Source organism: Actinoplanes sp. GCM10030250, assembly GCF_042666575.1.
Classification (GTDB): domain Bacteria; phylum Actinomycetota; class Actinomycetes; order Mycobacteriales; family Micromonosporaceae; genus Actinoplanes.
Map to the genome: position 1 here is coordinate 44,811 of NZ_JBHTDO010000029.1, position 12,984 is coordinate 57,794.

The following is a 12,984-nucleotide window of genomic DNA, read 5'->3' on the forward strand; positions in this document are numbered from 1 at the left end:
TGGTGCGGCGGGGGCACCGCCCTGCCTCGGCCTTCAATCCTATCTTCCTAGGATGCCTTACGGGCAGTGCGGCGAGCCGCACCTCCAGAGAACCCAACGGACGGCTTCGCCGACGAACCAAGAACAGATGAGTGGGGGCGGACGCAGGTGTCAGCCGTTGGCCTCTCGAGCGCCCGCACGGCGGAGCACCCGTAGCAGGTACTCCTTGCGGTCGAGGGGATCGGGGCCGATTCGGGCGCGCTTCGGTGGTGCTCCGCGCACCGGCTCGTAGCGGGCGAATGCGCTCTCCAGCACCCCTTCGCCGCGCGTCAGGGCGGGCAACCGGCGCTGCAACTCGTGCACCCGCGCCGCCGGGATCTCGCCCGCCACCACGGCCGCCTCCTCACCACCCCAAGCTCCGCCCGCCGAGCCCGTGGACAGCGGGATTGCCCGGACGCTTGCCAGGACCGGTAGCAGGGTTGGGATCGCGTCGCCGGGTACCTCTACGCGGAAGGTGTGTACCGGCTCCAGCACCTCGGTCCCGGCGCGCTGGAGGGCTTCCATCAGTACGAGGGGCGTGACGTTGCGGAAGTCGCCGGCCGTGCTCGACATGCTCTTGTCGAAGACCGCGTGGGCGTGTGACTGGCGCGCCGAGTAGCCCGAGTGGGTCATCACCACCGCGCAGTCCGGAACCGGCCATCCGCACAGTCCCTGCCGCAGCGTCTCCCGGACCGTCTGTTCGACGGCGGTGAAGAAGGCCGGCGGCATCGATCCCGGCTCCACCGCCAGGTCGAACGTCACACCGGCACCCGGTGGTCCCGGCGCGACCCGCAGGCCGACTGTTGCCAGGAACGGGTTGGGGTCGACCTTGTTGAACTCCACTGCCGCGCCGGTCCCGAGGACCCGCTCCACACACAGCGTGGTCGTCTCGCGGAACGTCACCGCCAGCCCGTACTCCGTGGCCAGGGTCGCCTCCAGTACCTCCTTCTGCACCTCGCCGTAGAGCGATACGAAGATCTCCTGACGCTCGTCGTCCTGGCGCAAATTGATCAGCGGGTCCTGCTCCGCGAGTTCTGCCAGGGCCGCGTGCAGCGCGCCACGCTCACCCCGGCGAGCCGCGAGCACCGCGGTCTCCAGGCTGGGCGGGGCGAATCCGGCTTGGTCGGATGGCGTTTGGCGTACGCCGAAAGTGTCACCGATCCGCACGGAGCCCAGCCCGCGCACCCGGCCTATCTCACCCGCCGTGATCGCGGCTCGGTTCTGGGCGGTGCCGTTCGTGAAGACCTCGATGCCGGTGATCCGATCCGGACCGGCCGTGTCGCGGACTCGCAGGGTGCCGCCGAACATCCGCAAGTAGGCCAGCTTCTCGCCGGCCGGACCACGCTCGACCTTGAAGGCTTCAGCGGACACCGGCTCGCCGGGGGTGCCGGACGCCGGCGGCAGCAGCCGGGTGATGCCGCGGGCGAGGTGGTCGATGCCGGCGCCGGTGATCGCCGAGCCGAAGTAGACCGGATGGATCCGGTCGCGGACCCGCAGCGGCGGGGGAGGGCGGTCCTCGACGAAGGCGGTGAGCACCTCGTCGTCGTGGTCGGCCAGGCGCAGCATGTCGACCTGGTCGTGCACCTTGGCGTTGCGGGTGCCGAGGTCGTCGACGGTGCTCATCGGTACGAGCGAGGGGCTGATCCGGGCGGCGATCTCGTCGAGGAGGCAGGTGTTGCGGGCGCCGGACCGGTCGACCTTGTTCACGAAGATCAGTGTCGGTATGCGCAGCCGGTGCAGGGTGCGGGCGAGGACGCGGGTCTGCGCCTGTACGCCCTCGACCGCGGAGATCACCAGGACGGCCCCGTCGAGGACGCCGAGGACCCGTTCCACCTCGGCGATGAAGTCCGGGTGGCCGGGGGTGTCGATCAGGTTGACGGTACGGCCGAGCAGCGGAAACGACACCACAGCCGACTTGATCGTGATGCCGCGGCGGCGCTCCAGTTCGAGTGTGTCGGTCTGGGTGCTGCCGTCGTCCACGCTGCCGAGGTGGTCGATGATGCCGGCGGTGTGCAGCAGCCGCTCGGTGAGGCTGGTCTTACCGGCGTCGACGTGCGCCAGGATGCCGAGATTGAGAATTGACAAGCGTCATGTCCTTAATGGTGGTGCGGACTCCTTCCGGCCGGGACATGTACGCAGCTCGCATCTCAGATCTCTTCTCACTCGGGGTTCGGACATGTCCACCCCACCAGGGCAGCCTGCTCCGGGCAACCGATTTACCTCTGGATCCACCCCTATCATCCTAGGATGGCTTAGAGGTAGTGCGGCAAACCGCACCCGATCCAAATCAACAAGGACGGCTTCGCCGACCGACAAGAAAAGAAGTCAGTTGGCCTTCGCGGGGTCGTCTCGCATGGGGGAGCGGTGAGGGCCGGGCTCGTTGTAGGGTGTCGTTCGTGACTGCCGGGTCGGCCTTTGGCCATTACCGAGTGGGGCACCCGGCCGGCGCGTGATCGCCCGGCGGCCGCCCCGGTCGCCCGCTGCCCGTGCTCCGCCGCTCTCCGTCTTCGCTTGGCCGCAACCTCAGTGCAGCTGGGCACCTTCGCTGCCGCCTTCGAGCGGATCGCCGCTGCTGTTTTGCTTGAGCCGCCGCATGCACCGGAGCGCCCGAGCCGTCACCTGTGCCGCACAAACTCCTGAGCCCCACAAACTCCAGGCCCTCACCAAGGGGCCGCACAGTCCTTTTCCGTGCCCGAAATATCCGAAAGTTGAGTATGCCGAACGAATTCAACGTCCCTGTCATCGAAGAGTTCCGGGCCAACCACGGCATCGTGGGTGGCATGTTCGAGGGTGGCCGGCTGGTTCTGGTGACCACCACCGGCGCCAAGTCCGGACAGCCGCACACCGTGCCGCTCGGCTATCTGCCCGACGGTGGTGAGCGCATCCTGGTCATCGGGTCGGCGGGTGGTTCGCCCCGGCACCCGGCCTGGTTCCACAATCTGCTCGCCAACCCGGTTGTCACCGTTGAGGACGGCACGTTCACGTACGAGGCGAGGGCCACGGTTCTCGACGGTGCGGAACGGGACCGGGCGTTCGCTCGCGCCGTCGAGGGGGATGCGGGATGGGCTGACTACGAGAGGCAGTCCGGGCGTGCGCTGCCGGTCGTGGCGCTGACCGCGATCCCGGGTCCGCCGCGGACGGATGCCGCCACGCCGGGCGGGATGCTGAAGCTGGTGCATGATGCGTTCCGCCGGGAGTTGTCCCTGATTCGTGCGGAGGTGGCCAGGTCGGGGCCGGTGCTGGGGGCTCAGCTGCGGGTGAACTGTCTCAGTCTCTGCGCCGGCCTGCACGGTCATCACGTACGTGAGGATGAGGGCATGTTCCCGGGCCTGGAGTATCACCGCCCGGATCTGGCCCCGGTGGTGCGGGAGTTGCGCACCGAGCACGAGAAGATCGCCGCGCTGATCGGTCGCATGCTGGAGGTTCTCGGCGACGCCGATCTGCCCCGGGAGACCCTTTCCGCCGAGGTGGATCGTCTCGCCACGGAACTCGAGTCTCACCTCGACCGCGAGGAGACCGCCTTGATCCCGGTCCTCGACGCCGTTTAACGGGAAAAGGGGGCGGCCGACGAGGGGCCGCCCCCTTTTCCCGGATCAGTCAGACCAGGCTGTCGGCCCCAGCAGGCGAAGCGGGTGCAGCGGGCGACCCGGTCCGGGAACGAACGGTCGACAGCATTCCCGCGAAGGTCAGCCCCAGCACGCTCCACAGCACAACCTGGGTTCCTAGCGACGAGATCCGGAAGTCCCACAGCAGCGTCGCCGGGAACGTCTGCGGCACTTCGTCGAACGTGGGCAGCAGCAGGTACGCCACCACAACCACCACCAGGAACCCGCCAGCCCCGGCGACAGCCCGCCGCCATTCGGCAGCCTGTGTCCGGGCCGCGAGCACCCCGGCCCACACCGCCACCAGCCCGAGAACCACCACCGCCAGGTACGCGATGGTCCGCTGGTCGATGGTCGCCGGGTCACCCACAGCGGGCGGGTTGGCCGGGTACTTGAGGAACGGCACCACTACGAACCCGAGCAGTGTCCCCGCTGCCAGCCCGAGGGCGGCCCGGGCATCGCTGGCCACCCGCAGCCGGCGCCGCAACAGTGTGTACGCGATGGCGAAGATCCCGCCGAGCGCCAGCCCGTAGAGCCCGGTGGCGAGGAACAGTCCGGCGCCGGACTGGGTACCCCGGCTGACCAGTTCCTCTTCGTGATGCGACACCTCGCCACCGGCGTGGGCGGCCGCTTCCTCGATGGCGATGGCCGCGTCCACGTGCGGTTCGCCGAACACGTAGGCGAAGCCCCCGGCGAGGAGTCCCGCGATCAGCCCGGCGAGCAGGCCACGAACGATGAGCCTCAGTGGCACGGAACACCGAGCAGGTGGCGGCCGTCGTGCATGAGCTCGTGGAGGAACATGCCGCTCTGGGAGACGGCACCCTGGTCGAAGGCGACCAGGTAGGCGAGCAGCAGCATGAGGCCGGTGATTCCGGCTGCGGTGGCGAGGAGTTTGGGGGTGACTGCCGGTGCGGCGACGGCGGTGTGGGCCTTGGGCACGGTGAGTGAACCTCCTACGGGATGACGCGTCCCGATCGATGGGGCCTGCGACGCGTGAGCGTCCTGACTTCCCGGCCCTCGCGGGTCCGGTTCACAGTGGCGCGACCGCACCGGATTCTCACCGGTTTCTCTCGCGACGCCGCAGATTTGTTCCCACAACCTAACGGCCGGGGCTGGGCGGGCACAACCGCGCCGGCCGGGCCCGGGGGCGTTTGCGCCACCAGGTGAGACCGCTACCCACCTGTTGATCAACAGCGGGGCATAATGCCGCAGTGACCAGCACCACACCCGGCCGCGACGCCCTTGATGCCGCGCTTGAGCGCCGTTACCCCGGCATGGCGGCCCAGCACGTCACTTTCGCGCCGGCCACCGCCGGCGGCTTGCACGGCTGTTCCGCGTTTGCGGACGGCGGCTACTGGCATGTTGTCACTTATGGACTGTCCGAGCTGGGCGCCAAGTCGGAGGACGACGATCCGGACTGGTCGGGCTGGGGGTTCGAGCTGACCATGCGGGTCCCCGGTGGGGAGTTGCCGCGCCAGGCGTTCACGGTGCTGAGCCGGGTGGCCGAGCATGTGAACGGCCGGGGTGTCCTGCTGGAGGACGGTGACGAGGTGACCATCGACTCCGGCCGGGTGCGGATCAGCCGTGATCCGCTGCTGGGTGAGATCCGCACCCCGAACGGCCGGGTCGTGTTCCTACGTGTTGAGCAGTGAGTGCTTGCGGCCGTAGGCGAAGTACACGATCGCTCCGATCAGGAACCAGACGGCGAAGCGCAGCCAGGTGACCGGGTCGAGGAAGGTGATCAGCCAGAGGGAGAAGACGATGCCGAGGATCGGCACGACGGGCATGCCGGGCACCTTGAAGGTGCGGGGCAGGTCCGGCTGGCGGTAGCGGAGCACGATCACGGCGACGCAGACCACGACGAACGCGAGCAGGATCCCGATGTTGGTGAGTTCGGCTGCTTCGCGGATCGGCAGGAACCCGGCGATGACCGCTGAGGCGACGCCGACGATCCAGGTGACCCGGGACGGTACCCGCCGGACCGGGTGCAGTTTGGCGAACCAGGACGGCAGGAGCCCGTCGCGGCTCATCGCGTACCAGACGCGGGTGACGCCGAGGGCGAAGGTGAACATGACGGTGAGGATGCCGATGATGGCTCCGACGGCGATCACGCTGGCCAGTCCGGAGAGGCCGACGGATTCGAATGCCGAGGAGAATCCGCTGGTCGGGTTGATGTCACGGTAGTTCTGCATTCCGGTCAGGACGAGCGTCGCCAGCACGTACAGGATCATGGAAATTATCAGTGAGTAGATGATGGCCTTCGGCAGATGCCGCCGGGCGTCCTTGGCTTCTTCCGCGGCGGTGCTCATCGCGTCGTATCCGAAGACGGCGAAGAATACTGTCGCGGCTCCGGTGACTGCTCCGCTGACGCCGAAGGGGAAGAACGGGTTGTAGTTGGCCGTGTTGACGTAGAAGACGCCGACTCCGATGACCACCAGCACCACGATGACTTTGATGACCACGACGATGGTTTCGAATCGGGCGGCGGTGCGGATTCCCTGGTTCAGCAGGAATGCGATGAACAGGCAGAGCAGCACGGCGAACAGGTCGATCACGTGCCCGTCGCCGGTTCCTGGTGCGCCGAGCATCCAGGCGGGCAGGTCAGCGCCGAGTTCGCCGATCAGGAAGTTGAAGTAGCCGGAGATGCCGATCGCGACGACGGCGACGATGGCCGTGTATTCCAGCAGCAGGTCCCAGCCGATGAACCAGCCGACCACTTCGCCGAGGACCGCATATCCGTAGGTGTAGGCCGATCCCGCTTTCGGGATGAGCCCGGCGAATTCGGCGTAGGAGAGCGCCGCTGCCGCGCTGGCGATGCCCGCCAGCAGGAATGAGATCAGGACGGCTGGCCCGGCGGTTTCGTTCGCCACCGCTCCGGCCAGTGCGAAGATTCCGGCTCCGATGATTCCGCCCACCCCGATGGCGGTGAGCTGCCACAGTCCCAGCGTCCGGGAGAGCCCACTCTCTCCCGGTTCCTCGATTGTTTCGACCGGCTTACGCCGGAACATCCCCGATCCTTGGCCAAGGCTCATCCCGCTTCCCTTCCAGCATCACTGCCGGCCGGCCCCCTGCCCCTCCATGCCGCGGCGCCCCCGCCGGCTTCGTCGGTTCCCAGAACCTTTTTCCGTACGCCTGAAAGCACCCGCCCACCGGACGCCACCCACCGTTCGCGGCCGGCTCCCGGTTCTGCCGGGCGGTCAGATCCGGCTGGTTCCCAGCACTGCCTGGAACGGACGTGAGGCAGTGCTGGGAACCAGCCGGGGTGGCGCCGTTCGCGGGGCCCGGGCGGGAGGGGGCGCCCGGCCCGCGAACGGGCGACCCGAACCGTGCGGGACCGGGTCGCCCTCTCGGACTATCACGTCACGGCCGTGATCGCATCCAGGGCGGCCGATATATCTGGGGCTGCGGCGCGGGGGTCAGGCGGGCACGGAGGCGATCAGCTGGTGGCTCCGGTGTTCCAGGGCGGGGGTGTGGCCGGCCTGTGCGGCGCGGTGCAGCCAGGTCTGTGCCTCGTCCGGCAGGCCGCGCTGGTGCAGCAGCAGGCTCAGGTCGTACATCGCCGCGGGGTCGGCGGTGCCGGCGGCGACCCGCAGCAGGGGCTCGGCCGCGTCCAGTTCGCCGAGGTGCAGGTAGTGGGTGCCGAGGCGGGCGACGGCCTGGTGGTTGCCGGCCGCTGCGGCTTGCCGGTACTGCCGTTCGGCGGCGTCGTGCTGGCCCTGTTCGTCGAGCAGGTCGCCGAGGTGCAGGTGGCCGTCGGAGTGGCCGGCGGTGACGGCGTCGCGGAAGCAGGCCTTGGCCCGCTTCAGGTCGCCCTGCCCGGTGTAGAGGGTGCCGAGGTTGTTCAGCGCCTGGGTGCGGCCGCGGTCGAGGGCCCGCCGGTAGCAGGCCTCCGCCTCGGTGTGTTCGCCGTCGTTCTCGTGCAGGATGCCGAGGCCGACCAGGCCGGCGCCGCTGCCGCGGCGGATCGCGCGCTGGTAGCAGGCGGCGGCGCCGGCGGTGTCGCCGCGGCGGGCGAGCAGGTCACCGAGCTGGACGAGGGCGTCGAGGTCGCCGGCCCGTACGCCGCGCCGGTACCAGATCTCGGCCTGGGGCAGTTCGCCGCGGCTCTCGTGGGCCCAGCCGGTCTCGACCATCGCCGCCGGGTGGCCGGCTTCGGCGGCGCGCCGGTACCAGGATTGCGCCACGGTGGTTTCGCCGGCGGCGTCGTGGACGCGGGCCAGGCCGTACCAGCCGGCGCGGTGGCCGCAGGCGGCGGCGCTGCGGTAGGCGCTCTTGGCCCGGTCGAACTCTCCCAGCTGGGTGAAGACGTCACCGAGGCTGACGTACGCCTGGGAGGCGCCGCCCTCGGCGGCGAGCTTGAAGTACCAGGCGGCGTCGGCCGGTGCGCCGCTGTCGGAGCAGTGCCGGCCCCATCGGGTGTTGGCGTGGGTGTCGGCGGCCCGCGGTGGGCGGCGCACCCCGTGGTAGCCGCCGGCGGCGGCCTGCTCGTAGCAGGGCTGGGCGGCGCCGGCGTCGCCGCGTTCGATCAGCAGTTCGCCGAGGCGGAAGGCGGCTTCGGCGCCGCCGGCCAGCCGGTAGTGGTGTTCGGCGCGGGGGACGTCGCCGAGCCGGTCCCAGAACAGGCCGAGCGGGAACGGGGCGCCGGCCGGTTCGGTGGCCGGTTCCAGGAGCCGGTCGGCGAGGCCGGCGTGGTGGGTGCGCCACGGTACGGCGGGGCCGCGGCGCATCATGTCGAGGTTGAGGCGGCGGGCCGCGTCGACGACGCCGTCGACGTCGAGCAGCCGCATCAGGGTGCGGGCCCCTTCGACCTCCAGGCGCAGCAGGCCGGGGCGGGTCTGTTCGAAGAAGACCGCCGGGAAGGCCCCGGCGAGCCGTTCCGGGGTCGACCAGCGGCGGTGCAGGGCCGCCGCGTCGACGTGCAGGGCGAAGATCGTGCGGTGCGGCTGGCCGGCGGGGGCGTACGCGGAGAGGGTTTCCTGGGAGTGCACGGTGACGGTGACCAAGTTCTTGCCGGTGCTGGCGCTGACCGACCAGCGGGACAACTCGGTGCGCCGCGGGAACGGGATCGTCCGGGCCAGGTAGCGGCGCAGGACCGGGATCATGGCGTCGAAGCGCGGGTCCGCGGCGAGCCGGTCGAACCCGGCCCGGCCGGCGGTGGGCTGCTGCTCGTTGTCCGGGCGGGTGTCGCGGCCGCCGGGGGCCGCGGCCGGCGTGTCGGCCGGCGCCGAGGCCATCCAGGCGTGTTGCTCGGCCACGGGGACGAGGGCGTCGAGGTCACTGGCGACATGATCGGTACGCGACATGCGCCGACAGTCGGCACCGGCCCGGCGTACCTGAGGGAAGCCGCCCGACCGGATGACCGTGCTGGCCAGGCCGTGGCCGCGTCCGTACGCTGTCCGGGTGTCTACTGAGATCAGTGAATTGCTCGAGACCGCGGCACCCGTGGTGACCGGTGTGGTTCGCGGTGTCCGCGACGACCAGCTGGACGAGCCGACGCCGTGCACCGAGTTCCAGGTGCGTGACCTGCTGAACCATCTGCTGCAGGTGACCCGGAACTTCGAAGCGCTGGCGCACCGCAAGGACGTCGACTGGACGGCCGGCTCGGACCGGCTCAGCGGCGAGTGGCGCGAGGAGATCGCCGGGGACCTGGCCGCGCTGAGTTCGGCGTGGGCCGACCCGCAGGCGCTCGACGGGGTGTCGCCGGGGATGGGGCTGCCGCAGCGGACGGTCGGTCAGATGCTGGTGGCGGACCTGGTGGTGCACTCGTGGGACCTGGCCACGGCGACGGGGCAGGCGTACGAGGTGGATCCGGCTCTGCTGGCGGCGACGGGCGAGTTCCTCGACGTGATGGGGGAGACGGGGCGCAAGATGGGCGCTTTCGGTCCGGAGGTGGCGGCGCCGGAGGGGGCTGACCGGTTCGGTGTGCTGCTGGCCAAGACGGGCCGGGACCCGGGGTGGAAGCCGGCCTCCTGAGAATGCCCCGGGCGCGATGATCGACGTTTTTCCGGGCGGCGGGGCGGGTTCGGTCGTACGAAAAAGGGTTTTCAGAAAGGCCGCAGGTGATGCGGCAAGCCCGCGGCCGGCGATGGTCGGGGTTCGGCTCGCGGCAGTCAGGCGTCGCTCTCGTCGTTCTGCAGGAATTGGCTGACGGCGGTGAGGAAGCCGGCCGGGTTGTCGCGGTGGACGTGGTGGCCGGCGGTGATGGTGACGAGCGTGGCGTCGGGCATCCGGTCCGCGGTGGCGGTGAGCAGGTGGTGTGGCAGCGGGCTGCCGGACCCGCCGATGATCAGGGTGGGAGTGCGGATCGTTGCTGTCGCCTCCCACCAGGCGGGGTCGGGGCTGGTGAGCTGCGCGCGGATCGGGTTGACCACCTCGGGCAGATCAGGATCGGTCATCGGGGGACGGTCGAGGTCGCCCGGGCGGGGCGGTGTCGCGTCCTCCAGGATCAGCCGGGTGAGGCGGTGCGGTGCGGCCTCGGCGACCAGGGTGGCGACGACCGCGCCCATCGAGTGGCCGGCGAGCACGCACCGTTCGATGCCCATGGTGTCGAGGTAGCCGAGGACGTCGTCGCGCATGAGTGCGAAGGAGTACGCGCCGGGGCGGTCGCTGCCGCCGTGCCCGCGCAGGTCGAGGGCGTGGACCCGGAAGGTTTCGGCGAGCGCGGGCAGGACGGGCTGCCAGTCGTGCCTGCTGTCACCGAGCCCGTGCAGCAGCACCATCGGCGGGTGGGCGGGGTCGCCGGCGACACGGTGGGTGAGCCTGATGCCGTTGGCCTCGACCGACGGGGGTCGTGCCCGGTAGAACGCGAACGGGGTGTCGCCGTGGGAGGGCAGACCGCGTTCACCGTCGTAGTGCATGCCGAGCCGGTGCATGACCGCCCGGGACCGGTCGTTGTGGTGTTCGGTGAAGGCGATCACCTCGTCGGCGCCCAGGTCACCGAAGGCGAGGTCGAGCCCGGCCCGGCCGATCTCGGTGGCGTATCCCTGGCCCCGGAACGGTTCGCGGATCGCCCAGCCGACCTCCAGCCGCTCCTGCCCGGTGACCTCGGTGCGGGAGAGCCCGCCACGGCCGACGACCTCGCCGGTGTCGCGGTGGTAGGCGAGCCATTTGTGCACACCGTCGCGCTGCCAGCAGGCCGCTGAGGTGGCGGCGTAGCCGGCGGCGTCCTGGCGGGTCCAGGGGCCGCCGTACCAGTGGGCGATGTGCTTGTCCTGGAAGACCAGCCAGAGGTCGCCGGCGTGGCCGGGGCTGATGGGTTCGAGGCGGAGCCGGTCGGTGTGTCGAGTGTGCACCCGGCGCAGGTTAGAAGTCGGCGTGTGCGCCCGGCAACGGGCTTCTGCTGAGGGCATTACCGGATTGCGATTACCGGTAATCCATCAATCGGTCCAGACGTCAGAATCGGACAAAACGTCGATGCATCATAATGACAGTTATGTTGTGTGTGGAGGAGGCTGCAGATCGCACCGATCAGGTTTCCGCGCCGTGCCCGTCTGTACCTGGGAGATCGACTTACAGGAGGAGGCTGACACGATGCGGAAACTGATCTTCGCCATGAACGTGAGCCTGGACGGCTACATCGCCGCGCCCGGCGGCGACCTCGGCTGGAGCGTGCCGAGCGACGAGCTGTTCCAGTGGTGGTCCGACCGGGTGGGTGCGACCAGCCTGGCGCTGTACGGGCGCAAACTGTGGGAGGGGATGAGCTCCCACTGGCCGACCGCCGACCAGCAGCCGGGCGCCACACCGGCGCACATCGAGTACGCCCGCCGCTGGCGGGACATGCCGAAGGTGGTGTTCTCCTCGACGGCCACCACCGTCGACTGGAACACCCGCCTGGTCACCGGCGACGCGGTCACCGAGATGACCCGGCTCAAGGCCGGGGACGGCGGCCCCATGGACATCGGCGGTGCCACCCTCGCCGCGGCGGCCATGCGGGCCGGCCTGATCGACGAGTACGTGCTGCTCACCGCACCGGCCCTGCTGGGCGGCGGCACGCCGTTCTTCACGGCCCTGGACAGCTGGGTGAACCTGAACCTGGTGGAAACGCGGACGTTTCCCGGCGGCGTGATATTGACCCGATACGACACGAGGCGCTGAGCACGGGCCGGATCCCGGGCTCGTGAGCCGCCCCGCCGGCGTTGCCGGCGGGGCGGTGGTGCTCACAGTGTCGCGGGCAGGCCCAGCCACGGTTTGCCGGCGGCGCCGAATCCGGTGAGCTCGGCGATCTTCCCGTCGACGATGTGCAGGACCGCGACGGCGAACAGCCGGTACTCCGGGTCGCCGGGGGCGCGCAGGTACAGCGCGGCGGCAGGCATGCGGTTGACCGTCGTGGTGATGCCGCGCCAGTCGTCCTTGCCGTGCTGGAAGAGCCCACCGGAGACCCAGCCGTCCACCGCGTCCCCGGCCGTCATGGTCACGGCGCCCCGCTCGGGCAGCATCGCGAAGCGCAGCTGGTCGCGCAACAGCGACGCCAGCCCGTCGAGGTCGTTGCGCTCATGGGCGCTGATGTACGCCTTCACCGCGCCGCGCTCGTCGTTCGACAGCTCGTGGGTGGCGGGGCTGCGCCAGTCGAGGCGGCGGTCGGGCAGCTGCTCGCGCATCGTCACCCGGGCCCGTTGCAGTGCGCTGGTCACCGATGCGACGGTCAGCGCGAGGGCGCCGGCGGTTTTCGGCGCCGGCCAGCCGAGGACGTCGCGCAGGATGAGCACCGCCCGCTGTCGTGGCGGCAGGTGCTGGACGGCGACGATGAACGCCAGCTCGATCGTCTCCCGCGCCACCACCGATTCCTGCGGGTCCTCGGGGAGCATATGGTCGGGGTACGGCTGCAGGTAGCGCATCTCGGAGCCGGGGTCCGGCAGCTCGGACGGTACGGGTGTGCGGTCGTTGCGCTTCTCCAGGAAGTCGAGGCAGGCGTTCGTCGCGATCCGGTACAGCCAGGTCCGCAGGGCCGCGTGGCCCTTGAACGACTCCCGCTTGTGCCACGCCCGCAGGAACGTCTCCTGCGTCATGTCCTGCGCGTCCTCGTAGTTCGCGAGCATCCGGTAGCAGTGCACCTGCAGCTCACGCCGGTGGCGCTCGGTCAGCAGCGCGAACCGCCCGGTGTCGTCCGCGCGGGCCGCCGCGATGAACGTGGCCTCGTCGGCGCCCAGCCCTCTGGCGTCTGTCACGGTCATTGATCCTTCCACCGGTGCGGGAGAGCTGACAGAACTGACGGCGGGGCGAAGGGTTTCTGATCGGTGAAGCCACTGACACCGGCAGATCGAGGACTGAGGCGGTGGCCGGGCCCGCCGCCGGCAGTAGCGTCCTGGCTACTCTGCGCAACGGCGCGGGGGAGGCGCAGCTGCCGCCGCCGTGCGGGACGGCGGCG

General features: G+C 70.2%; 11 protein-coding genes and 1 riboswitch. Of the genes, 4 read left to right on the plus strand and 7 right to left on the minus strand.

Features of this window, described 5'->3' with window-relative positions; genetic code table 11:
* Positions 1-150: 150 nt before the first annotated feature.
* Complete coding sequence (locus tag ACFQV6_RS30850) at positions 151-2,103, minus strand: GTP-binding protein (RefSeq protein ID WP_378031144.1); 1,953 nt, start codon at positions 2,101-2,103, stop codon at positions 151-153.
* A 629-nt stretch (positions 2,104-2,732) separates the two neighbouring features.
* On the opposite strand from ACFQV6_RS30850, the gene ACFQV6_RS30855 reads away from it, so the two are divergent.
* Positions 2,733-3,566, plus strand: a complete 834-nt coding sequence (locus tag ACFQV6_RS30855; RefSeq protein ID WP_378031145.1) for a nitroreductase/quinone reductase family protein — start codon at positions 2,733-2,735, stop codon at positions 3,564-3,566.
* A gap of 49 nt (positions 3,567-3,615) precedes the next feature.
* Here the strand turns inward: ACFQV6_RS30855 and ACFQV6_RS30860 are convergent, their stop codons facing one another.
* Both ACFQV6_RS30860 and ACFQV6_RS30865 read right to left on the minus strand, forming a co-directional pair.
* On the minus strand, positions 3,616-4,371 hold the full coding sequence (locus ACFQV6_RS30860) for a CbtA family protein (protein ID WP_378031146.1): 756 nt from the start codon (positions 4,369-4,371) through the stop codon (positions 3,616-3,618).
* Positions 4,362-4,559: a CbtB domain-containing protein gene (locus ACFQV6_RS30865; RefSeq protein ID WP_378031147.1), complete on the minus strand. Its 198-nt coding sequence runs from the start codon at positions 4,557-4,559 to the stop codon at positions 4,362-4,364. The genes ACFQV6_RS30860 and ACFQV6_RS30865 overlap by 10 nt, the downstream gene beginning before the upstream one ends.
* A 7-nt stretch (positions 4,560-4,566) precedes the next feature.
* Positions 4,567-4,717, minus strand: a riboswitch (adenosylcobalamin (AdoCbl) riboswitch).
* A 114-nt stretch (positions 4,718-4,831) separates the two neighbouring features.
* Here ACFQV6_RS30865 and ACFQV6_RS30870 point away from each other — a divergent pair.
* Positions 4,832-5,272: a suppressor of fused domain protein gene (locus tag ACFQV6_RS30870; protein WP_378031148.1), complete on the plus strand. Its 441-nt coding sequence runs from the start codon at positions 4,832-4,834 to the stop codon at positions 5,270-5,272.
* Here the strand turns inward: ACFQV6_RS30870 and ACFQV6_RS30875 are convergent.
* A complete protein-coding gene (locus ACFQV6_RS30875) occupies positions 5,255-6,628 on the minus strand; it encodes an amino acid permease (RefSeq protein WP_378031149.1) in 1,374 nt (457 codons plus the stop codon). The two genes, ACFQV6_RS30870 and ACFQV6_RS30875, sit on opposite strands and share 18 nt — an antisense overlap.
* 408 nt (positions 6,629-7,036) lie before the next feature.
* On the minus strand, positions 7,037-8,923 hold the full coding sequence (locus ACFQV6_RS30880; protein ID WP_378031150.1) for a tetratricopeptide repeat protein: 1,887 nt from the start codon (positions 8,921-8,923) through the stop codon (positions 7,037-7,039).
* Between the two features lie 97 nt (positions 8,924-9,020).
* Between ACFQV6_RS30880 and ACFQV6_RS30885 the strand changes: the two genes are divergently transcribed.
* Positions 9,021-9,593 carry a TIGR03086 family metal-binding protein gene (locus tag ACFQV6_RS30885; RefSeq protein ID WP_378031151.1) on the plus strand — a complete coding sequence of 191 codons (573 nt, stop codon included), beginning with the start codon at positions 9,021-9,023 and terminating at the stop codon, positions 9,591-9,593.
* A 137-nt stretch (positions 9,594-9,730) separates the two neighbouring features.
* On the opposite strand, the gene ACFQV6_RS30890 is transcribed toward ACFQV6_RS30885, so the two are convergent.
* A complete protein-coding gene (locus ACFQV6_RS30890) occupies positions 9,731-10,912 on the minus strand; it encodes a GNAT family N-acetyltransferase (protein ID WP_378031152.1) in 1,182 nt (393 codons plus the stop codon).
* Positions 10,913-11,150: 238 nt separating this feature from the next.
* Between ACFQV6_RS30890 and ACFQV6_RS30895 the strand changes: the two genes are divergently transcribed.
* Positions 11,151-11,714, plus strand: coding sequence for a dihydrofolate reductase family protein (locus ACFQV6_RS30895; protein WP_378031153.1), 564 nt, complete (start codon positions 11,151-11,153; stop codon positions 11,712-11,714).
* A 62-nt stretch (positions 11,715-11,776) separates the two neighbouring features.
* Here the strand turns inward: ACFQV6_RS30895 and ACFQV6_RS30900 are convergent, their stop codons facing one another.
* On the minus strand, positions 11,777-12,790 hold the full coding sequence (locus ACFQV6_RS30900) for an RNA polymerase subunit sigma-70 (RefSeq protein ID WP_378031154.1): 1,014 nt from the start codon (positions 12,788-12,790) through the stop codon (positions 11,777-11,779).
* Positions 12,791-12,984 lie beyond the last annotated feature (194 nt).

Excerpts from the sequence above, each read along its gene's own strand:
- ACFQV6_RS30855 (WP_378031145.1), top strand. The coding sequence starts at position 2,733 with ATGCCGAACGAATTCAACGTCCCTGTCATCGAAGAGTTCCGGGCCAAC.
- ACFQV6_RS30875 (WP_378031149.1), bottom strand. The coding sequence starts at position 6,628 with ATGTTCCGGCGTAAGCCGGTCGAAACAATCGAGGAACCGGGAGAGAGT.
- ACFQV6_RS30880 (WP_378031150.1), bottom strand. The coding sequence starts at position 8,923 with ATGTCGCGTACCGATCATGTCGCCAGTGACCTCGACGCCCTCGTCCCC.
- ACFQV6_RS30895 (WP_378031153.1), top strand. The coding sequence starts at position 11,151 with ATGCGGAAACTGATCTTCGCCATGAACGTGAGCCTGGACGGCTACATC.
- ACFQV6_RS30900 (WP_378031154.1), bottom strand. The coding sequence starts at position 12,790 with ATGACCGTGACAGACGCCAGAGGGCTGGGCGCCGACGAGGCCACGTTC.